This is a genomic window from Sphingobacterium sp. BIGb0165 (genome assembly GCF_024810095.1).
GTDB classification, from domain to species: Bacteria; Bacteroidota; Bacteroidia; order Sphingobacteriales; family Sphingobacteriaceae; genus Sphingobacterium; species Sphingobacterium detergens.
The window spans coordinates 259,999-282,810 of the sequence record NZ_JANUEB010000009.1; the positions used below are offsets into that span (position 1 = coordinate 259,999).

Here is a 22,812-nt window from a genome sequence, read left to right on the forward strand (position 1 = left end):
GTGAAGGAATTGTTACCTTCGACTGAACGCTTATCTAAATTATCAAACGGATTTTTACCCTTTTATTGATTTTATAAAATCAGGAATTTTATCCATATAATCTTTTTCTCCAAGCCTTTTTACAAACGCGCTACCAATAATTGCTCCTGCAGTATATTGACTTGCTTTTTGAAAAGCGTCTTTGTTTGAAATTCCGAATCCAACGATCAGTGGGTTTTGCAGCTGAAGATCATGTATCCGTTTGAAATAAGCATTGGTATCTTCGCCCACATCTAGCGTTTTGCCTGTTGTGGCATTGGAGGATAATAAATAGATAAAACTATTGGATAGACTATCTATTTTTCGGATTCTTTCAGTTGAAGTCTGTGGCGTTACGATAAAGATATTCGCAATGCCGTTTTTCTCAAAAGTTTCCCTATAGAGATCCTCGTATTCATACATCGGTAGGTCGGGAATAATGACGCCATTCACACCGACATTTTTGCATTCTTCACAGAATTTCTCTACGCCAAATTGGATTACGGGATTAACATAGCCCATCAGAAAGACCGGGATCTGTACATGTTGGCGTAGTTCACGTAACTGTTCAAATAATTTTTTGACAGTCATTCCATTGGCCAGAGCAACTTCCGAACTGTGTTGGATAACAGGTCCGTCTGCAACAGGATCAGAGTAAGGAAAACCTATTTCCAAAAAGTCGGCACCCGCTTCTTCCAATTTCTTGGCTATACGGATTGTACTGTCCAGTTCGGGATATCCTGCTGTAAAATATATAGATAGAAGGGGATTACCTTCCTTTTTTTCGATCGTATTCATGCTTTAAAAATCAAAGTATTTCATATAGTTATCAAGATCCTTATCGCCGCGCCCTGATAAACAAACAACAACGGTTTCATCACCCTTGAAAGGAATTTTTTCCAAATAGGCGAGTGCATGTGAACTTTCGATTGCGGGGATAATGCCCTCCAGTCGAGTAAGCTCCAGTCCCGCACGCATTGCCTCATCATCTGTAATACTCACATATTTTCCTCTTCCGGATTTAAACAGCCAAGCATGTTGCGGTCCGATGCCAGGGTAATCCAGTCCGGCAGAGATAGAGTAAGGTTCTATTACCTGACCGTCTTCAGTTTGCATTAATATGGATCGACTTCCATGCAGTACACCTTCTTTTCCGAGGGCTGTTGTCGCTGCAGATTCACCGGAATCAACACCATGTCCCGCAGCTTCTACTGCATATAACTGTACAGATTCATCATCCAGAAAATGATAGAACATACCGGCGGCATTGGATCCGCCACCCACACAAGCTAATACGATGTCTGGATTCTCTTTACCGGTTTTTACTAATAACTGCTTTTTGGTCTCTTCGGAGATAATGGATTGGAAGCGGGCGACCATGTCAGGGTATGGATGTGGGCCAACCACAGAGCCAATAATGTAATGTGTATCGACCGGATTATTGATCCAATCACGCAAAGCTTCATTGGTCGCATCTTTGAGCGTTTTTGAACCAGATGTTGCAGGAATAACTTCCGCACCCATCATTTTCATTCGCGCAACATTAGGTGCCTGTCTTTGGATATCAATTTCACCCATATAGACGGCACATTGTATCCCTTTTAATGCGCACACGGTAGCCGTAGCTACACCATGTTGTCCAGCACCCGTTTCTGCGATGATCCTTTTTTTTCCTAAACGCTCAGCTAATAGGATCTGACCGATGGTGTTATTGATTTTATGTGCGCCGGTATGGTTAAGATCCTCACGTTTGAGATAGATCGTTGTACCATATTTTTCAGACAGTCGCTTCGCATGATACAAAGGGGAGGGACGCCCTACGTAGTCACTGAGTAGTTGATTGAATTCCTCCTGAAAACTTTTCTCTTCGATTATCTTGAGATATTCTTCACGTAGCTCTTTTACATTGGGATAGAGCATTTCGGGGATATAGGCACCACCAAATGGACCATAATACCCTTTTTCATTGACTTGATATATACTCATTTTTTAATACTATTTATGCTATGGGCCAAAAGATCGATATCTTTTAACCCCGGTTCTACTTCAAATTTTGAATTGAGATCCAAGGCATATAACCTAGGATCATTCGCTTGCAAAGCGTCTTTGACATTGTTCGCATCTAATCCGCCACTGAGGAAATAAGGGCACTCGAGTTTGTACTGATGCAATAGGGACCAGTCAAATCGCATACCTGTACCTCCGTAAGAGTTACTTTTGGTATCAAATAAAAAATAGTCAATTGCTCCAGCGTAGACGTTCAATACTGTCCAGTCAAAATGTTGGTCTATACCAAAAGCTTTAATCACGGTTACAGCTGTATGTTGCTTAAGTTCCTCACAAAATTGAGGGCTTTCATCTCCATGTAATTGAACTGCGTTTAAATTGAATTCGTCTATTTTATGATAAATTTCCGTTAAGCTTGCGTTCACAAAGACACCAACTTTTATGACAGCCTTAAGCCCCTTTATATATTCCTGGTTGGCATTGCCAACAAAACGTTTGGATTTTTCATAAAATATAAAACCGATGTAATCAATAGCAAGAGCAGTCACCGCAACGATATTGTCGGGGTATTTCATGCCACAAACTTTTATCTTGACAGCCATTTTACTGGTTTGTTATTTTTTTGAAACTTTTGAGTGCTTTTCCTGTCATGAGTGACTCTTCAGCTTCATAGAAACAGTCAGCAAAAGATTTTTTAGAATGAAATGTTTTTATGGCAAATGCCGCATTTGTCAAAACTACATTGTTCTGTACATCTTTACCCTCATTATTCAAGATAGATAAAAATGTCTTTGCTGCTTCAGCGACGCTGTCTCCGCCAGCAAGTTCCTCGGGAAGAATAGGGCTAAAACCTAGTTCCTCCATATTATAATAATTTTCGCCCTGATTGTTGATGACCTTGAAATCTCCGGTCATCGATATTTCATCATAGCCATCCAAAGCATGGATAATGGAGTACTGTTTGTTTGTATTTTGGTATAGATAGCCATACAGGCGTGCAAGCTCTAAGCTGAATACACCTACAGATTGAAATTTCGGGTTGGCGGGATTTGTTAATGGCCCCAACATGTTAAAGAATGTTTTTACCCCCAGGGCACGACGTATTGGCGCAACTGTTTTCATAGCTGGGTGAAACAATGGTGCGTGTAGGAAGCATATATTGGCTTCGTCAAGCTGACGCTGTAATTCAGCTTTGTCATTCGTAAATTGATAGCCCAAATACTCCATTACATTTGAAGACCCGCAGCTCGATGATACACCTATATTGCCGTGTTTGGCAACGTGATAGCCCGCACCGGCTGTCACGAAAGAAGCAATTGTAGAAATATTGAACGTATTTTTGCCATCACCACCCGTACCACATAGGTCGATCAGATCGTAGCCATCAAAATCCAATTGGAGACATAGGTCGTACATGGCATCTCGAAATCCACCAAGTTCTTCCACCCGAATACTACGCATGCCGTAAGCTGTCATAAAAGCAGCGATTTGATGACTGTCATATTTACCTTTGGCAATGTTCGTCAAGATCTCATAAGCTTCTTGTCGCGAAAAAGACTTGTATTCAAATAAATGGGCTAAAATTTCTTTCATAATATTTTTAAATAAAAAAGGGCTTACCTTATTCAGGCAAGCCCATCATATCTTGATGTATATATCAAATAATGCAATAGGAGTTTGCCACAACGTTATTCGTTGTGCCACCACCAAGCTTTATTTAATACAGTTATTATCATTTCCGTTTTTGTTAATACAAATATGGTTGATAGAATTTTAAAATGCAAGTGTTTTTATTGAAAAATTTTTAAGAAAGCTCCCTGCGCTTAAAATTGCTTTCAAATCGACAGTTATAGAAGTCGAGAATAAGACGGTTGGATTGTACCCATTTGTTTCAAGAATAGAAAGATTGTCCCACTAGATTTGCTTGAATACCATAGAAGGTACATCTATTTGTACCGACAAACAATAAAGCTAATAAAAGACTAATAGAATACGAAATGCGCTTTATTGTTCCCTTTAGAAACCAAGGTAAAGGAGGCTATTTTTTTGTCCCGAATAACAGTAGCGAAAACAAAACGATTGAGATGCCTAACGAAATAAACCTGTTTTGGATCTATTCCTTCAAGGTCAATATCGAAGGTTTCTTTCCGACCGGCCTGTATAAAGTTGATATACTCCAATTTGCTGATATCCTTGCTCTGTACATTGATTCGTATCTCATCTATACTGGCTAGAAGATATTCCTGTTGGTCTTCATCTAAATTTTTCGCTGTTAATATATCCTGGCTTAAAATGATGTCGGTTGCGAGATTGGTATCGTTGAGACGATGTACAAATTGCTTTAAAACAGTAACATTTTCGGAAGTAACCGGTTTTTCCTGTGCGAACACGGAAATATAGAGTATACAGCTTACAAACGTTAACAACAATACCTTTACTTTTATTTTCATAAGCTTAAGACTGAACTTCACGGCAATGGATTAATTTACTGAAATAAAAAACGCCTTTAACTAAAGGCGTTTTTATTTTCTAGTATTCATCTTCATTGAAGAAGAAATCATCTTTTGTTGGATAATCGGGCCAAATTTCTTCAATATTTTCATATGGCTCACCGTCATCCTCAAGAGATTGTAAGTTTTCAATCACCTCAACTGGTGCACCCGAACGAATAGCGTAATCGATTAATTCATCTTTTGTTGCTGGCCATGGTGCATCTTCTAGATGCGAAGCTAATTCTAATGTCCAATACATATAAAAACAATTTAAGTTCTCTATTTTCGCAAAACTATCATTTAATTTAACTTAAACAAGTAAATCAACTGTTATTTTTGTGTCAATAATATAAGTGTTTGATTTATAATGAAATAATATTTTTAAATATTCTCGAAGTCACTCCCCTTTTCATTCAGTGCACTTAGTCGTGGTGATACAGATTTAATATCAGCATTGGGATAATCGTTTTCAATTAGTCCATCGCGCATGCGTACAATACGATGGGCATGTAGTGCAATATCCTCTTCGTGTGTGACCAAGATAATGGTGTTTCCTCTGGAGTGGATCTCTTCGAGTAAGCCCATGATTTCAATGGATGTCTTTGTGTCAAGATTCCCCGTAGGCTCATCGGCTAATATAATGGAAGGATCATTGATCAGCGCTCTTGCAACAGCCACCCGCTGACGTTGTCCACCAGATAGCTCATTGGGCCTGTGATCCATACGATGTCCCAGTCCAACACTTTCCAATGCGCCCGTAGCTTTTTCTTCACGAGTAGCCTTATTGTATCCAGCGTAGATCAATGGAAGTGCAACATTATCCAGTGCGGTACTTTTGGGAAGTAGATTGAACGTTTGAAAAACAAACCCTATCTCCTTGTTTCTTACTTCAGCGAGCTCATCTTCAGACATGTCACTTACATTGATACCATTGAGGATATATTCACCTCTGCTCGGCGTATCCAAGCAACCCAGGATATTCATCAATGTGGATTTTCCCGATCCTGAAGGCCCCATAAGTGCTACAAATTCTCCTTTATGGATATTGAGTGTAACCGAACTGAGCGCATGAATTGTTTCCGAGCCTATTTGGTATTCGCGCGCAATATCTTTAATTTCGATTAATATCTTTCCTGACATATTTTTTGGACGTTCTCTGGTTGATGAAAATACGATTTATTCTTCATAATCCAATAGGAATGCATTTTGTCATATACAATTTTCTCCAAGTCGGACGCATTGTTGTCGTCAAAGTCTTTTGTTTCAATAGGTGAAAAAACATGTACCTTAACAATTCCCGGATGAGATCCTCTTTTTGCACCGTCATCAAAGAAAATGTCCCATGCATTTTCAATAATAATAGGCACTACAGGCACATCATTTTGAACGGCAATACGAAAAGCACCAGACTTAAATGCATGTATTTGAGGCGGAAATCCATCATCGATTTTTCCTTCCGGAAAAATAACAACACTTCGACCATTTTGGACAAGCTCGTTAGCCCGTTGAAATGCTTTAAATGAAGATACTTTGCTCCTTCGCATGACAGGAATATCTATGGTTTTGAAAAATATACGGGTAACGGGATTTTTAAGAAGAGAAGCCTTGCCAATAAATGAAAACGGGACAGGACATAGATAGGTGAGTGCTGTGATATCAAGCACTGAAGTATGATTGGGACATAATACCATCGGTCTGTTCCAGTCTATTTTTGAGTCGTAAGTTACTTTAAAAAATACACCTGCCAATGCCGATCCTCCAATCGAGACCCAACGTCTCATACGTGCAATCCGCGCATAGTTCTTTTCTGGATGCTGGGCCAAAAAATAGATATAGGGGAATAATACGATGAAAACAAGTAGAACGCTAATAAAATACCAGTAACGATGGAGTTTTTTGAGCAATAGAACCATACAATTCAACTAATTTTGACCTAAAGTAAAAAAAGAAAATGGATAATTAATTATCCATTTTCTTTTTTAGTCTATTGTAAAGCCATACTTCTTGTAAATCCGCTTGGCTGTAGGGGAGTCCATAAATTTCAGAAAATCATCTGCTGCCTGTGCGTGTGGTGCATTTTTTAGTTTTGCGGCCACGTAGGTTGCCGTGGTATTTTGACTGTCCGGAATTGTGATACCTTCCACCGGATGGCCAATAAGTTTTTGATAAACAACCTCAGATGTCCAGACCGGTGCGACATCTGCTTGGCTATAAAGGATACGCATCGGGCTTTCTCGATGATGTATTTTTGTTAAATGCGTGCTTCCATCCTTTACTTTATCTTCCATAATCTTCTTGACCAGTTGTTCGCCTCCTGCTTTTTTATACGATGCTTTGATTTGCTCTCCTATGCCTTCCCATAGCGGATTGGGCATGCTAATGCGCACATTGGAGTTGCCCAGATCGTTCAATGTTTTGATATTTGCAGGGTTTCCCTCTGGGATCATCAAACATATATTGTTATAACAATAGGTCTGGGTATGACTGAAATAATCAGCCATGTCATTAATTGCGCGTTTGCTTGCCGTGTAAATGTCAGGTTTGTGCGTAATGCGTAGGTTACCGATGGTGATGGAGCCCCCTTTTATCTGCTTTGCCAGAATTCCGGGAGGCAATGTTTCTACAAAAATACGTTCGTACTGAGGATATTCCTTTTTGAAAGATGTTAATAGATCATCGACGACCATAAACTGATTGCCGGCAAAGAAAACTGTTAGCTGCGGATTTTCAATATCGCCATATAGATCGGGGATATTATCGATTCCTGGAACCGTAAAATTAAGTGCTGATTCCGGGGGATTATTCCATGGGGGATCAAAGCGATGTTCTTGCGCCTTAGTTTTTGTCGATACGAACAAGGCCATAGCAAGGGTGAAGGGGACTAGCTTTTTCATCATACTATGGTTTAACAATGACCCAGCCTTCATTAGCCCGCAAGATTAACTCACCATTCCCACTGGGGACGTACCCAATAAAATCGAATAATTCTTCCTTTGCAATATGTTTTTCTTCCAATGTATTTAAACACTGGGCGACAATAACTCCTTTTTCTACGAGGTCCTGCAGTGGTTTTTCATATTGGCTGTTCTTTTTTAAATAAGCTTCTGTTCCGCCTGAAAAAGCAACTAGTTCAATTTGAAGATGCCCTTTTAATCGAGGATCTTTCAAAACGTTATTGATATTTCGGATGGCCTTCTCAATTATTTTTGGATCATTACTATCCAATTGATAGATTGCTTTATACATTTTTTTCTTAGCAACAGCACCTGTATATTGATGGTTGTTGAGTAATAATTTATTGCTTTGTGCTTTAGCTTGAATCGTTGTCATCGCTAAGAGGATACAAGCGATTGTCAGTTGTTTTTTCATCATATTAAAAATTATAAGGTCCGTGTCTATGTTGTTCTAAGCTAATATTATCTGCATATGGTGGATAGGGGCTATCCTTTGGTTTTTTTGCCAAATTTGGATAATCGAGCTCCTTGTTTGCTTTTTTAGGTCGGTCAAAAGAATTGATATAGGCAGCGACATCATAAGCTTCATCGTCGCTGAGCTGAGGTGAGTCGTAACTTGCTCCTAAGGGCATATTTGCTTTGATAAAACGTGTTGCGGTAAGCAATCGTGCCATACCGGCTCCATCGTTATAGCTATCTTTCCCCCAAAGTGGCGGATATAGATATCCCTTGCCGGTGGGCTGTGTCATGCCTTGTCCATCTTTTCCATGACAACTTGTGCATTTACCTTCAAATACCAACTGACCATGTTTTAAATCTGCGGCGCGGTTTGGGATCTCCATTTTGACAAAACCCTGACCGGCTAATCTCCCTTTATTGACTGTATTGATACTGATATTTTTTATATAGGTAACAATAGCGCGCATTTCTTTACTGTTTTCTGGAATAGCACGACCGTTCATACTTCTTTCAAAACAGCCATTAATGCGTTCCTCCAGAGATTCTACTTTGTTTTCCCGTCCAATGTAAACTGGGAAAACATTTGTGAGGCCAACATACGGTGCTGCGAATGCCTTGGTCCCACCGTTGAGATGACAACTACTGCAAGCCAATTTATTTCCGGTTTTTATGTCACCGTCGTAAAAGTAGTCATAGGTATTTTTGATCAGCTTTTCGCCATAACTAGCCATTTCCCCTTCCGGATTGTCTTTGAAAGAAACAGCTTTGAATTGTGACACATGTGTGATCAATGAATCATTAGCGAGAGCAAGTGAATCCGTTGACCTGTCATTGTTTGCATGCTTAAGCGGAAACACACAGAGTGTTGTACAGGTAATAAACAATGCGATAATGATCCAACTGAGCGCTTTTAGGTAATTTGTTAGTTTTTTGTGTTCCATGCCTCTAATTCGTTTGTACAAATCTACCAGCCTATCGACAAGGATTAAAACGATGTTTCTTTATGAGACATAACCAAATGTTATATCTTGAAATTTTGTCTCAAACAGAACTGCAGGAATTGGTTGGGAGTACCGGCAAGGCCACCATATAGATGTGTGAAATAGAAATAACGTTCTATAGACAAATGAGGAATATCGACGATGGTCAATTGACTATTTAAGACCTCCCGCTGAACGGTATGAATAGAAAGAAAGGCAAAACTATGACGGCGGGCCAGATATCCTTTGATACTTTCTGTTGATGGGAGTATCATTTCGATCTGGATTTCAGCAAGACTGATCCGTTGTTCTTTTAATGCATTCTCAATAATTGTGCGGGTACCCGAACCCTGTTCGCGGAGAACAAGAGGTAAACGTGTTATATCTGAGAGAATGGGATTTTTTAATTGTTTTAATAGCGGGTTTTCGCTATTGGTAACTAATACGAGCTCATCTTTCATGAAAGGGATATATTTTAATGCCCTATTGTCGGTTGATCCCTCTGTGATGCCAAGATCCAATGTTTTGTCAATAAGCTGTTCTTCAATGCTTCGGCTATTGGATTGAAAAGATTGGATGCGGTTGTTTGGATATTGAGATAAAAAATCTGCCAGTAAGGTTGGAAGCACATATTGAGAGATTGTCGTGCTGGCCCCTAATACAAGATTCCCTTTACGTCCACTTTGTAGTTCTTGTATTTCCTGTCCTGCCTGATTGTAGAGATTGATAATCTGTTGCGCGTATTTATAGAGAATTTGGCCGGATTCTGTCAGGTCAAGGTTATTTCCCTTCCTCTCAAAAAGAGGAACGCCGAGTTTTTTTTCCAGTTCCTGAATGTTTTTGCTGACCGCAGGTTGTGAGATGAAGAGTGCCGAAGCAGTCTTGGTGAAATTAAGATGCTGAGCTGCAGTATAAAAAACGATGAGACGAAAATCAAAATCCATAAAACGATAAAGGGTTATTTCTAAAATTTAAAAATAACCCTTTATCTAATGAAAAACTAAATTATTTACTTAGTTCTGCGTAATATTTATGAAATAAAGGAATAGTAGAGATACCCATTAGGTAATTCTCGATTCCATATTTCTCGTTTGGTGAATGCAGGTTATCACTGTCAAGACCAAATCCAAGAAGCACCGTTTTTAGTCCTAGAACGTCTTCAAATAAAGCAACAATTGGAATAGATCCACCACCACGGGTAGGGATTGGTTTTACACCAAATGTTTCATGTAATGCTTTTTCAGCAGCTTTATAGGCAACACTATCTGTAGGAGTGACCACTGGTTCACCACCGTGATGCGGTTTTACTTCTACTTTAACGTAATCTGGTGCAATACCCTCAAAATGTTTTTTGAATAGTTCAGTAATGCGTTCAGAATTTTGGTTTGGAACAAGACGCATCGAGATTTTTGCATTTGCTTTGGAAGGTAACACGGTTTTGGCACCTTCACCGATATATCCACCCCAAATACCATTGACCTCCAAAGTAGGACGGATTCCTGTGCGTTCTAAAGTTGTGTATCCCTTCTCTCCCCAGATATTCTGAATACCCAAATCTGATTTGTATTCTTCGATATCAAATGGCGCTTCATTTAATGCTTTGCGTTCTTCAGCCGTTATTTCAATGACATCGTCATAAAATCCAGGGATTGCAATATGGTTATTTTCATCATGCAGAGAGGCTATGAGTTTTGCAAGAATTGTAGCCGGGTTCGCGACAGCACCACCATATACACCAGAGTGTAAATCACGATTCGGTCCAGTGACTTCAACTTCGACGTAAGAAAGTCCACGGAGACCTGTTTCCAAAGACGGTTGCGCCATGCTGATCATAGACGTATCCGAAATCACAATAACATCCGCTTTAAGTCTTTCAGTGTTTTCTTTTACAAATGTACCTAGGTTAACAGAACCAACTTCTTCTTCACCTTCGATCATAAATTTGATGTTACATGCCAAAGCATTGTTTTGCATCATATATTCGAAAGCTTTCACATGCATATAAAACTGTCCCTTGTCATCTGCTGAACCACGGGCATATATTTTACCATCGCGGATAGTTGGTTCAAAAGGAGGGGTATCCCACAACTCATATGGATCTGCTGGCTGTACATCGTAGTGACCGTAAGTCAGTACAGTTGGCAATGAAGGATCAATAATTTTTTCGCCATAAACGATTGGATTACCAGCAGTGGCACAGACTTCTACGTTGTCGGCACCTGCTTCACGCAATTTTTGAGCAACAAATTCAGCAGTCTTCTGTACGTCGCCCTTAAATTTAGGATCGGCACTGACCGAAGGTAAACGCAATAAATCAAACAACTCATCTAAAAAACGTTGCTTGTTTGCTTCTACATATTCTTTAATGTTTTGCATATTGTTTGTATTTGAAACAAATTTACACAAATAGACACATTTAACTCAATTTGTTGTAACCTTTTCAGAGTCGGTAGTGACTAATGTTAAAATTAAATCAAATATTATGGAAAAACAGACAATGGCAGCAGTTGTGGCTGTGGGATTATTTACCTGTATCACATTTTGCGTTTATTTTGTCATGCGTTATCGCAGTACAGCAATCAATATCCCCGGAGAGGAAAGAAGAAGGCAGCCCGCTGATTGGCAAAAACCGGGGGTTCTGGTATTAGGCATAGGTATTGGGCTGTTTATCGTGGGCGTAATACAAAACTATGTGAGTACTGGTTTGCCTGATTCACTCGCTGTTGCAATTCTGATTATATCCGCTGGTATAGCAATGATTGTCGCAAATAGACTGGATAAAAAACACGATATTTAGCCATTCAATGGACGAAATCTATATTCGAAAAGTACTGTCCGGGGATGTAGAGTCATACCGGTATTTTATAAAAACGTATCAGGATATGGCTTTTTCTGTTGCGCTTTCCATTGTCAAGCAGGAACATTTGGCTGAGGATGTTGTTCAAGATGCTTTTATTAAATGCTATCAGTCCTTATCCTCTTTTAAAGGCAAATCAAAATTTAGCACCTGGTTTTATCGTATCGTTGTTCATATTGCTTTTAATAGCATACGGTATAAGAAATTGACGCTGATCGACTTTGATCTCACAGACCATGATCAGGCTTATGATGAGTCTATACTTGATGAAATTATCGACAATGAGCGAAGAGAAATGATTAACGATGCCCTTGCTATTTTGTCTCCCAAGGAATCTGTCGCCTTACGTCTATTCTATCTGGAGGAACAATCCATGGATGAAATTCAGGAAATAATGGGCTGGACGCTCGCTAATACGAAAGTCATTCTGCATCGGGCCCGAAAAAATATGCAACTGGTATTGAGTCAATTGATTAAAAAATCCGAATATCATGGATAACCAACACAAGAAAATGAAACAGGCCATGCAAATGAGCAAAGTAAGCATGCCCTTTGATGACTTTGAACAACGTATTATGGGTCAGATCGCAGATTTAGAAAACGCAAAATCTAAAGCTCTTTCAGATAAAAAATATGCCATCATATTTTTCCTTTTGGGATCAATCTGTGGTATTCTACTCAATAGCTATTGGATGAATAGACTTGAGAGAATAGAAATAATGGCCGCATATCACAATTATATAGCGATATTCTCCCAAATTGTTTTTGTGGTATTGATTTGCTCTTTCTGTCATCAATTATGGAAATTGATCAAGATACAACGCGATAAGAGCTATCAATAATTCCAAATCTTTTGTGGAATTTATCCAATTGCGATATCCTGATTATATAACCTTTTTATTTTATCTCAATTAGCCGTAGGCCGTTTAAAAATACTTTTTGAGAAATAAAATTAAATTTACTGTAACAAAACATTGGTTTTATCTACTAATGTTGTATTGATGTTAATATACTATCCAACAATTTTATGAAAAGAGTTTTGCAAATTCTCTTGTTTTTCGTTTTCGGTGTTCATGGAATAGCGCTAGGGCAGTCCAAAATTGCCGGAAAAATAAGTGATGTAAAAGATCAGGTCAAGCTATCTGATGCAACAGTTATGTTGCTAACCGCTAAAGATTCCATATTGACTGGTTTTACGAGGTCAGATGAAAATGGACTTTTTTCTTTATCAAAGCCAGATACAGGATCTTATCTATTGATCGTAAGTTATCCCAAATACGGTGATTATTATACAGAGATTTCTAAAGACAGGGATTATTCCAAGTTAACTGTTGGGCTGACCAAAACGGCCACTTTATTGGAGGAAGTTATTGTTACTGGTCGAATTCCCATTACTATAAAAGGAGATACCACAGAGTATGACGCTGGTAGTTTTAAAGTAGAAAAAAATGCGAAGGTTGAAGATCTGTTGAAAGTCTTGCCTGGGATCACAGTTGACGCGTCCGGAAAAATTACTGCACAGGGTAAAACTGTCAAAAAGGTATTGGTGGATGGTGAGGAGTTTTTCGGTGACGATCCGACATTGGTGACCCGCAATATTCGATCGGATATGGTTGATAAGGTACAGGTGTATGAAAAGAAATCCGAGCAGGCGGAGCGAACAGGTGTGGATGACGGTCAACGTGAACAGACTATTAATGTCAAACTAAAAGATGGTGCCAAAAATGGTATGTTCGGAAAAGCCTTACTCGGTGGCGGTACCAGTGATTATTACATGGGGCAGTTGATGTTAAACAAATTCAAAGGATCTCAAAAGATTTCCGTTTATGGTCTTTTTGGAAATAATGGGACGACAAGTATGAACTGGCAGGATGCACAGAAATATGGTGGTGACTCGGGTGTTTCCTATGGGGATGACGGATCCATGTCCTGGACTAATTTTACGGATCCTTTTTCTGGGCAAGGTGTTATCGGTATACCACGTGCGATTAATTCGGGTGTCAATTTTTCGGATAAATTCAACAAGGATAAACATAATGTCAATATCAACTATAAATACGGAAGACTAAATAGTGACGGAGATGAGGAGACAATTAGTACTGGCCTGATCAATAATAAATCAACTAAATCAATAGATACGGAGAACGATCAGCATCGCGCCAATTTAAAATATGATCTGAATTTTGACTCATTAAATACCTTGACTATCCGGGGCGGAGCTTCCCGCAAAAATCTTTGGTCGGATAACAAACGTGAAGGCTATCAGTTTACTCAGAATATGGATACAACTGTAGCTGAAAAAACTCATGAGACCATCAAGAATACGATCAACGAGTTGAATTTTAGTACTTATTTTACACATAAATTTAAGAAAAAGGGACGTTCATTTACATTTGATGGTCAATTCAAACGAAGTGAAATGATAGGAGATGGCTATCTATTCTCAACTGTTGAAAATAGTTTAGCTAAGAAGGATGCCGAAGGTTATACACCAATAGACTCTACAGATCAACGCAAAGAACGCAATAATAAAAATGATGTTTTAGGCGCTTCGGTGTCGTATACAGAGCCGTTGTCAAAAGTTTGGAATCTTGTTGTCGGAACAGGCATAGAAAGTAGTAATAACTCCTCCCGTGTTGAATCATTCAATAAAGATGCTGAAGGGAAATATAATGACCTAGACAGTCGTTTCAGTAACAATTACGATTTTGATAGACGGAGCAGCAGGTATAAATTAGCCATAGTACATACCACGGACAAGTTTAAGTTTACCGTTGCTAATAATTTTAATAACGATAAACTGGAGCAATATAACAACAATAGTAAGCAAGGCTTGTCCAGAAGTTATTTTACGTATAATCCCAATGTGAGCGCGGGATATTCTTTTACAAAAACCAAGGGGGTATGGTTGAATTACACAGGAAAGAATCAGCTGCCTTCCATGACTCAGATTCAGCCTATTCTGGATAACTCGGATCAGATCAACCGTTATTTGGGAAATGAAAATTTAAAACCTTCTTTTAGAAACTCTTTAAATATCAATTATAACTCCTTTCGTATTCTGACTGGAAGTTATGTCTATGCGGGCGGGAATGTCACTTTGGATAAAAATCCAATCACGCAAAATATTGACACTGTAAAAGGACTCAATATCTATACTTGGAATAATGTAAAGGGTAAAACAAATACCTCTGTGAACATCTGGTCTGGTTATCATTTTAAATTGAGTAAAAAACTAGGCTTGTCCAATTCGCCACAGTTCTATCTGAATATGAGTGATAACTATAATCTATTCAATCAGCAATTAAACAAAGTCAATACAACGAATTTTAATTTTACATACAACTTTAAAAGAGATACAAAGACTGGATTGAATTTCGATTTAAACTTCAGTCCGCAATATCGGTTAATGAAATCCAGCTTGGAGCGCAACACAAATAGTAACGGCTTTGTATTTGGATCGAATGGTAGTGTAGAATATTTTATTGGCAAAACCTTTAAAGTATATACAAACTATAGCTATACCTACGAAGCAGCGACCAAGGCTTTTGATCAAAAATTTGAACAATTTTTGTTGCACCCTGGGGTAAGTAAAAAATTCCTGAAGAATGAATCATTGATGTTGGATTTTATGATCAATGATGTGCTTGACAAAAATAAAGGTTTCAGTCGTTCGGCATCGACATCAATTTTTACACAGCGTCGTTATGATACGATCCGTAGATATTATATGCTCAAGCTGTCCTGGGACTTCACAAAAATGTTTCTATAAAAATTTAAGATAAATACCATGCTAAAATATATCGTTTTCCTATGTTTTTGTTGTACTGTTCTAAGCCTTAAGGCGCAGTATACCCTATTCGGAAGGTCTGGGAGCATTTCCTACGATAAGACCATGTACATGAAGAATATTGTGGGTAAGAAATTCTTGGCCAAGGCTGATGATAAATCAAAAATATTTTTTGAACAGGTATTACCCAAACTGCCTGAAAATGCCGTATTGAAAAAGACTTTAAAATTCAATACCAATGAAACTTTGTTTGAACCTGTCAAAGATGATAATCTGGATGAGATGGTTAAAAAGTATATTATGACATTTGCACTGGATTTTGAAGGGGTTACCTTGTCCAATATGACGACCCGCTCTTTTCTAAGATATAATGATATCGTAGGTGAAAAGATTATTGTGGAGGATACAATGAAACGTATCAAATGGAAAGTTACTGACGAATATCGTGAAATTGCAGGTTACAGTTGCCGGAGAGCCAATGGTCTTACAGTTGATTCGATTTATGTGATCGGGTATTATTGTAACGAGATTCCGATCAGTGGTGGACCTGAATCTATCAACGGGCTTCCCGGGATGATCCTTGGATTGGTGGTGCCCAGCCAGCATGTTTCCTATTTTGCCACTAAAGTCGAATTAAGCAATGATGTGATCATGGATAAAAAGAGATTCGAAAAAAGCAAAGTGAAACGGATGACCAGAAAGACAATGACTGATCAGATTTCGGGTGTATTGTCACAGCACATGAATAAAGAAACGGTTCAATTTATTATGGAGCTAGGTAATTTGTAGGAAGATCACCTTATTCAATAAACGATGTGATTTGAAGACACGAGTTGTTCTGATCAACAAAGGGCTATCTATGGGTAGCCCTTCGTCGATCTTGGCAAAATAAAATCAATGTTAATAATGATGATTTACATGAAATTTTGTTGATTTCTTTTGACTTATATAGACTTAGCTTGAATTTTATAGTGATTTTTTCATTACATAGTTATTTTTTTTTATGACGAAGTAAAAAATATCCAGTAAAATGGTAGTTTTGCCTGCTATTACAATTTGTCACTAAATACCATTCAATAAATTTTATGAAAAGAGTGTGGTTATCACTTTTACTTTTTCTACTTTGCTTATGTGGAACAGTTCAGGCACAATCCAAAATCGAGGGAAAAATTAGCGACTCAAAAGATAAGCTTAAACTTCATAATGCGACGATTATGTTGTTAACTGCCAAAGATTCGATTCTAACAGACTTCACCCGATCCAATGAAGATGGAAGATTCTCTCTACTACAACCAGATACTGGTCAATATGTGCTTATCGTAACCTATCCAAAATATGGCGAATATTATGCAGATATCTTACCAGAGAGAGATTATACAAACATGTCGATCGGGCTTACAAATAGTGCTACTTTATTACAGGAGGTAATCGTAACGGGCCGGATTCCGATAACAATAAAGGGGGACACAACAGAATACGATGCCCGGAGTTTCAAGGTAGAAAAGAATGCGAAGGTTGAGGACCTTCTGAAAGTCTTACCGGGGATTACTGTAGATGCTTCTGGAAAGATTACCGCACAAGGGAAAACAGTTGAAAAGATGCTTGTTGATGGGGAGGAGTTTTTTGGTGACGATCCAAAATTGGTGAGCCGAAATATCCGTTCGGATATGGTGGATAAGATTCAGGTCTATGAGAAAAAATCCGATAAAGCGGAGAAAACTGGTATTGATGATGGCGTACGTACACAGACTATCAACGTTAAGTTAAAAGAGGAAGCGAAACGTGGTATTTTTGGAAAAGTCGATGCTGGAGGAGGAAACAATAAATTTTACCTTGGTCAGGGTTTTCTGAATTATTTCGACCAATCTTTCCGGGTTTCAACTTATTTGATCGCGAGTAATACAGGCAAAACAGGATTGAACGGTCAGGAAGCTTCAAGTATTGGAGGTGATGGAGATGGTTCCGGAAATTTTGAGGGCGAAGGAGTTCCGAAGTCTCTCAATACGGGTTTCTTATATTCGGATAAAACCGCAAATAAGAAACACTCCTGGCGGATTGATTATAAATATAGTCAGTCAAATGTAGATTTAGATAGAAGTATATTTACCAGAAATGCAGCAAGGGATACCATTCTGATTAGCAATAATAATACAGCAGCTTCCAGTGATAATAAAAAACATAATGTTGGACTGAAATATGAATTTAAAATAGATTCTTTATCCGATTTGACTGTATGGGCAGGTGCCAATAGGAGACGGGATATCAGCTCTTCAAGGACTATTTCAAATACGGTCAACCAATTTGATCAGCTGGTTAATGGAAATACCCGAGATTTTCAAAATGATACTAAGGCGGAGCAGTATAATGCTTCGGCACTTTATGTGAAACGATTTAAGAAGAAGGGCCGTTCATTAACAATCAATTATTTCACCTCTGGAAGTAAGCAGGATGGAGACCAACAGCTATATTCCAGCTTAGTTTACTATAGAAATGGGGATTCTGTGGGAAATACAACCTTGGATCAGAAAAAGGTGATTGACAACAATACATTTGCAGTCGGTGGTGAACTGTCTTATTCTGAACCGTTATCAAAAAAGGTCATACTAGCTTTTGAATATGGTATTAATTTTGACCGCAATAGCAATTCGGTGGAATCACTGAACAAAAACCTAAACACAGGAAAGTATGACGATAAGGATGACGTGTATAGCAATGACTTTTTGTACAAAACAACGAAGAATACCTATAATCTTTCGATCAACTATAAGCCGATGGAAAAATTTGTTCTTAACATTGCCAATAGGTTTGAAAATAGTGATTTGTCACAGTTGAATAGAGCGGACGACGCACACTTGTCCAGATCTTTTTTTGTCTATAATCCCATTTTGGATTTAAATTATGAGATCAAAAAAAATAGATCGATTTCCGTGGTCTATAGAGGAACAAATGGATTACCTTCGCTCAATCAGATTCAGCCACTGCGGTCAAATCTTGATCCATTGAACGAATATTTAGGAAACGAAAATTTAAAGCCATCTTATACGAATGAATTGAATTTAAACTTTAGATCTTTCTCAATTCTTACAGGTGAGTTTTACGGTATTTACATCAATGCTTCCCGAACGAATAATGCTTTGGTACAAAACACCACAATAGACTCCGTCGGCAAAACGACCTTTATATGGGATAACTTGAACAATAATACCAACAATCAGATTAGCATAAGACCAATGTATTACGGGATTTTATGGAAAAAGTACCAATTGAGACACGGTGGAGGACCTGCTATTTCTATCGGTAATAATTATAATTACGTGAATAATGTTTTAGCCAATGCAAAGTTTCAGACCTATTCATTGAGTTATGGACTTCAAAAGTCCTCCACTAAAGGTTTGGATTTTGGAATTGAGGTTTCACCCGGATATGTCATCCAGGATAATTCGATTGGCATGATGGAAGATAGTAAAGGTTTTACATTCTCTTCTAATGGAGAATTTAAATACTTCCTGCCAGCCAAATTTGTATTACGGACAGATTTTAATTACAGATATCAGGCACCAACAGCGGTATATAGCAAGAAATTCGAGCGTTTGGTGTTGAGCCCTGGCTTGTCAAAAAAGTTTATGAAAGACGAGAAGCTGGAGCTGACATTTATGATCAATGACGTATTGAACCAAAATGTTGGCTTTGAGCGAAATCAAAATGGAACACTTCTGACTGAGCGCCGATTTAATACGATTGGTAGATATTATATGGTAAAACTGAGCTGGGAAATCAACAAGATGTTAGTCAAATCAAAATAAAATGAGAACGATCAGAAATATAATAACCCTATTTTTAATATTACTTTTTGGAAAGGTGGCGGAGGGTCAATATGCTTATTTTCCAGATCAGGGAACAATTACTTTTGAGAAAACCGTATTTCTTAAAAATTTGATCAAGCGTTATGGAGCTTATGCTAAGGACGAAGAGAGCCGAAATGCATTTAAGGGAATGGCGGAACATGCGCCAGAAAATCAAGTCCTCAAGAAGACGTTGAAGTTTTCTACAAATGAGGTGCTTTATGAACATGTCCCTGAGGACTATCCTGAGGCCGCTCAGCAGCTGATGCGGATGGGAATTTTCGAGTCGGGAATTAGCAGTTATCAGCATTTGAAAACAAAGGAATTCAAATCGACTTTTGAATTGGGAGGAGAACGGATTGTAATAGCCGATTCTACCCTGAAGATTAAATGGAAAATTACAAACGAGTACAGAGAGATTGCAGGATATCAATGCCGCAGAGCTAATGGGCTTGTACTTGACTCAATCTATGCTGTCGCGTTTTATACAGATCAGATTCCCGTATCTGGCGGGCCGTCTGCATTCAATGGTCTACCTGGGATGATTTTGGGTTTGGCTGTCCCGGAGCTTCACTATAATATGTTTGCCACCAAAGTAGAGCTGAGTCCTGTAGCGATTTCTTCTAACGAGTTTCTTAAGAAAAAAGACAAACCTTTGAATAGAAAGCAAGTTTACGACAAACTAAATGCAGTCGTGGGTGGTTATCTTGGTGTGAAGGTCTATAACCTTGTGATGGGCTGTTACTACTTGTAACAAGTACTGGGGCGCATTAACGCATAAAAAAGGCCCTTCATTTGAAAGGCCTTTTTTATGTAAACTCAGGAAAGATTATTTTCCGTCGTTTTTCTTAGCAGTAACTTCGTTACGAATTTCTTGTGCTAAGGTTTTGATGTCTTGTAATCCTTTACGTACACGTGTACCAGCAGCAGAATTACCATTGTTGAAGAACTTGTCTGCATCAGCTTCGATAGAAGCTACTAACTCTTTTAATTTTACGTAGTTTTCCATTTTTTTATAATTATAATTTTAGTTTTTATGGTTTTTCCTAAACACTCCCTAAATATACAAAAACGAATCAATTTGAAAATAAATTTCGTTTTTTTTTATCGAAAAAGCTTAAAAAAAACTATTCAACAATCTTAAGTTCGTCAATAATGTTAGTTGCTCCCGCAAATTTATCGATGATAAATAATACATAACGGATGTCAACTGAAATTGTACGTTGTAGCTTATGGTCGAAGATTACATCACCAGCCATCGCTTCAATATTACCATCAAAAGCTAGGCCAATTAATTCACCATTGCCATTTATTACCGGAGAACCGGAGTTTCCGCCAGTTATATCGTTGTCACTTAGGAAGTTTACTGGTAAATATCCTTTTTTGTCAGCGTAGCGACCATAGTCCTTATTTTTGTACAAATCCATCAAACGTTGTGGCAAATCGAACTCTTCGTCACCTTTTTTGTATTTGGCAACAGTACCTTTTAAGGTTGTATAGAAGTTCTTATCAGCGTCGTTACGTGGGTCTTTTGGTAAGCCTTTGATAGCGCCATAAGAAAGACGCAATGTACTGTTTGCATCCGGATAGAATTTACCTTTTGGATTGGAAGCCAATACACCTGCAACATATTTGCGGTAAGCTGCGTCGAACTTGTCATGCTCAGCTTTTGCGCTAGGATCTTCCTGACGGTATTTGCTGATCAATGCCGAAGATAACTTATACAATGGATCATTTGCCAAAATTTCAGCATTTGGGTTTTCTAAGTAATTGTTTAGGCGCTCAGCGGAAGCAAAAATGCTGTTTTTTATAGATTCTTTGATATAGGCTGTAAAATCGCTATTGTTTTTAGTTGCCAATTCAGCAACGTAAGGAGCGATATTTCCGGCCTTTTTTGCATATAGATTCAGCTCATCGATCAATACCTGCTCTTCTAGCGGCATATACATTTTTTCGTAACCTGCATCAATCGCTGATTTTAAACGTGGAAGGATATCTTTTCTCCGTGCTTCATCAGCCGTAGCATAAACTTCTAAACCAGAACCGATGGAGTAAGGTAACGTAGCGATGGCACTGGAACGGATCATACCCATCAAGTAATTATCGTGTTTCGCTTGCTCGTTGGTTGCGGTATAGAATGCATTGATTGTTTTGATCACATCACCGTATTCCGCTTTATTGGCCGCCTTATTGGCCCATTTGTCAAATTTAACCTCATCTTTAGCTTTAGATGCCGCCGTCTTATGTAAGGTCAATGCATCAATCATACCTTGACGATTTTTCCAGTAATTGGCTACTTGAGAATATTTCGAAGCATAGTTTAATTTGACCGCTTGATCTTGATCCATGAATTTTTTCATGGCATCCATACCTGTTTTGGAAGCCTCTACCCAAGCAGGGTATGCAAATTTCACGTTTTGATTGATTCCACCTGAAGGCATCCAACGGTTGGTACGCCCCGGGTAACCTAGGATCATAGCAAAATCGCCTTCTTGAACACCTTTTAAGCTAACAGGTAAGAAATGTTTTGGTTTCAATGGAACATTATCCTGGGCATATTCCGCTGGATTTCCGTTTTTGTCCGCATAGACGCGGAAAATTGAAAAGTCACCTGTATGACGAGGCCATTCCCAGTTGTCCGTGTCACCACCGAATTTACCAATACTATTTGGAGGAGTTCCCACTAGACGTACGTCATTATAATCTTGGTATACAAAATAATAATACTCATTTCCTTGGTAGAAAGATTTTACTTCAACAACATACTTGCCATTTTCACTATTTTCCTTTTGGATTTTTGCGATCTCAGCCGCTATGATTTTGTTGCGCTCATCTTCAGTCATTTTATTGTTAACCAAACCTAAGATGCGTTTTGAAACATCATCCATACGTACAAAAAAGCGTACAGATAGCGATTTAGGTTTCAATTCCTCACTTTTCGATTTTGCCCAGAAACCATTTGTTAAGTGGTCGTTTTCTGGTGTGGACAATTCGGCAATTGCTCCATAGCCACAGTGGTGATTGGTGAATACCAAGCCCTGATCTGAGACAATTTCTGCTGTACAGCCACCAGCGAATTGCACGATAGCGTCTTTTAAGCTAGAGTTGTTAATGCTGTAGATCTCTTCGGCACTTAAACGAAGTCCTTTTTTTTGCATATCTGCCTCATTTAGACGCTTCAGATACATTAAAAACCACATTCCCTCATCGGCAAATGCAGCAAAGCTTGTTGTTATCAACAACAAACACATCCATAATTTTTTCATATCAACCTGATAAAAAGTTTGTTTATACCCTACAAAAATGCTTTAATTCTATTAAAAACCAAAATATTAGACTTTATATTATGCTTTTTCCCAATTTTTATGTCAATTAAAAGTAAATGTGTACCGTATTGGTTATCAAAGAAAGTC

General features: G+C 38.4%; 22 protein-coding genes. 7 read left to right on the forward strand and 15 right to left on the reverse strand.

Annotated elements, in window-relative coordinates:
* Positions 1-54 precede the first annotated feature (54 nt).
* The 13 genes from trpA to M2408_RS21110 all read right to left on the reverse strand — a co-directional run bounded on the left by trpA (position 55) and on the right by M2408_RS21110 (position 11,286).
* Positions 55-816, reverse strand: a complete 762-nt coding sequence (gene trpA, locus M2408_RS21050) for a tryptophan synthase subunit alpha (RefSeq protein ID WP_259186413.1) — start codon at positions 814-816, stop codon at positions 55-57.
* A gap of 3 nt (positions 817-819) precedes the next feature.
* Positions 820-2,004 carry a tryptophan synthase subunit beta gene (trpB, locus tag M2408_RS21055; protein ID WP_259186414.1) on the reverse strand — a complete coding sequence of 395 codons (1,185 nt, stop codon included), beginning with the start codon at positions 2,002-2,004 and terminating at the stop codon, positions 820-822.
* Positions 2,001-2,600, reverse strand: coding sequence for a phosphoribosylanthranilate isomerase (locus tag M2408_RS21060; protein WP_259186415.1), 600 nt, complete (start codon positions 2,598-2,600; stop codon positions 2,001-2,003). Before M2408_RS21060 ends, trpB begins: the two co-directional genes overlap by 4 nt.
* Before the next feature lie 28 nt (positions 2,601-2,628).
* Complete coding sequence (gene trpD / locus M2408_RS21065) at positions 2,629-3,618, reverse strand: anthranilate phosphoribosyltransferase (protein WP_259186416.1); 990 nt, start codon at positions 3,616-3,618, stop codon at positions 2,629-2,631.
* Between the two features lie 389 nt (positions 3,619-4,007).
* Entirely contained in the window at positions 4,008-4,475 is a 468-nt protein-coding gene (locus tag M2408_RS21070; protein WP_259186417.1) for a hypothetical protein, read from the reverse strand.
* A gap of 79 nt (positions 4,476-4,554) precedes the next feature.
* The gene (locus M2408_RS21075) at positions 4,555-4,776 is read right to left on the reverse strand and encodes a DUF2795 domain-containing protein (protein WP_028072584.1); all 222 of its coding nucleotides are present in this window, start codon (positions 4,774-4,776) and stop codon (positions 4,555-4,557) included.
* A 122-nt stretch (positions 4,777-4,898) separates the two neighbouring features.
* Entirely contained in the window at positions 4,899-5,657 is a 759-nt protein-coding gene (locus M2408_RS21080; RefSeq protein WP_259186425.1) for an ABC transporter ATP-binding protein, read from the reverse strand.
* A complete protein-coding gene (locus tag M2408_RS21085; protein WP_259186427.1) occupies positions 5,639-6,430 on the reverse strand; it encodes a 1-acyl-sn-glycerol-3-phosphate acyltransferase in 792 nt (263 codons plus the stop codon). The genes M2408_RS21080 and M2408_RS21085 overlap by 19 nt, the downstream gene beginning before the upstream one ends.
* A 66-nt stretch (positions 6,431-6,496) precedes the next feature.
* Positions 6,497-7,414 (reverse strand): substrate-binding domain-containing protein, encoded by a 918-nt coding sequence (locus M2408_RS21090; RefSeq protein WP_259186429.1) that lies wholly within the window; start codon positions 7,412-7,414, stop codon positions 6,497-6,499.
* A 1-nt stretch (position 7,415) separates the two neighbouring features.
* Complete coding sequence (locus tag M2408_RS21095) at positions 7,416-7,889, reverse strand: DsrE family protein (protein WP_259186430.1); 474 nt, start codon at positions 7,887-7,889, stop codon at positions 7,416-7,418.
* Position 7,890: 1 nt separating this feature from the next.
* Entirely contained in the window at positions 7,891-8,871 is a 981-nt protein-coding gene (locus M2408_RS21100) for a c-type cytochrome (protein ID WP_259186431.1), read from the reverse strand.
* Positions 8,872-8,951: 80 nt separating this feature from the next.
* Positions 8,952-9,854, reverse strand: a complete 903-nt coding sequence (locus M2408_RS21105; protein WP_259186433.1) for a LysR family transcriptional regulator — start codon at positions 9,852-9,854, stop codon at positions 8,952-8,954.
* Between the two features lie 61 nt (positions 9,855-9,915).
* The gene (locus tag M2408_RS21110) at positions 9,916-11,286 is read right to left on the reverse strand and encodes a dipeptidase (RefSeq protein WP_259186435.1); all 1,371 of its coding nucleotides are present in this window, start codon (positions 11,284-11,286) and stop codon (positions 9,916-9,918) included.
* Between the two features lie 106 nt (positions 11,287-11,392).
* On the opposite strand from M2408_RS21110, the gene M2408_RS21115 reads away from it, so the two are divergent.
* The 7 genes from M2408_RS21115 to M2408_RS21145 all read left to right on the forward strand — a co-directional run bounded on the left by M2408_RS21115 (position 11,393) and on the right by M2408_RS21145 (position 20,153).
* Positions 11,393-11,707, forward strand: coding sequence for a hypothetical protein (locus tag M2408_RS21115; protein WP_259186437.1), 315 nt, complete (start codon positions 11,393-11,395; stop codon positions 11,705-11,707).
* 7 nt (positions 11,708-11,714) lie between these two features.
* Positions 11,715-12,266 carry an RNA polymerase sigma factor gene (locus tag M2408_RS21120; RefSeq protein ID WP_259186440.1) on the forward strand — a complete coding sequence of 184 codons (552 nt, stop codon included), beginning with the start codon at positions 11,715-11,717 and terminating at the stop codon, positions 12,264-12,266.
* Entirely contained in the window at positions 12,259-12,609 is a 351-nt protein-coding gene (locus M2408_RS21125) for a hypothetical protein (RefSeq protein ID WP_259186443.1), read from the forward strand. The genes M2408_RS21120 and M2408_RS21125 overlap by 8 nt, the downstream gene beginning before the upstream one ends.
* Positions 12,610-12,794: 185 nt before the next feature.
* On the forward strand, positions 12,795-15,539 hold the full coding sequence (locus tag M2408_RS21130; protein WP_259186444.1) for an outer membrane beta-barrel protein: 2,745 nt from the start codon (positions 12,795-12,797) through the stop codon (positions 15,537-15,539).
* 18 nt (positions 15,540-15,557) lie between these two features.
* Positions 15,558-16,346, forward strand: coding sequence for a GLPGLI family protein (locus M2408_RS21135; RefSeq protein WP_259186445.1), 789 nt, complete (start codon positions 15,558-15,560; stop codon positions 16,344-16,346).
* Between the two features lie 296 nt (positions 16,347-16,642).
* The gene (locus M2408_RS21140) at positions 16,643-19,360 is read left to right on the forward strand and encodes an outer membrane beta-barrel protein (protein WP_259186446.1); all 2,718 of its coding nucleotides are present in this window, start codon (positions 16,643-16,645) and stop codon (positions 19,358-19,360) included.
* A 1-nt stretch (position 19,361) separates the two neighbouring features.
* Positions 19,362-20,153, forward strand: a complete 792-nt coding sequence (locus M2408_RS21145) for a GLPGLI family protein (RefSeq protein WP_259186447.1) — start codon at positions 19,362-19,364, stop codon at positions 20,151-20,153.
* A 75-nt stretch (positions 20,154-20,228) separates the two neighbouring features.
* Here M2408_RS21145 and M2408_RS21150 read toward each other — a convergent pair whose 3' ends face one another.
* Together M2408_RS21150 and M2408_RS21155 are read right to left on the reverse strand one after the other, a co-directional pair.
* A complete protein-coding gene (locus M2408_RS21150) occupies positions 20,229-20,408 on the reverse strand; it encodes a hypothetical protein (RefSeq protein WP_045753606.1) in 180 nt (59 codons plus the stop codon).
* Positions 20,409-20,526: 118 nt separating this feature from the next.
* Positions 20,527-22,665 (reverse strand): S46 family peptidase, encoded by a 2,139-nt coding sequence (locus M2408_RS21155; RefSeq protein WP_259186449.1) that lies wholly within the window; start codon positions 22,663-22,665, stop codon positions 20,527-20,529.
* Positions 22,666-22,812: the final 147 nt, after the last annotated feature.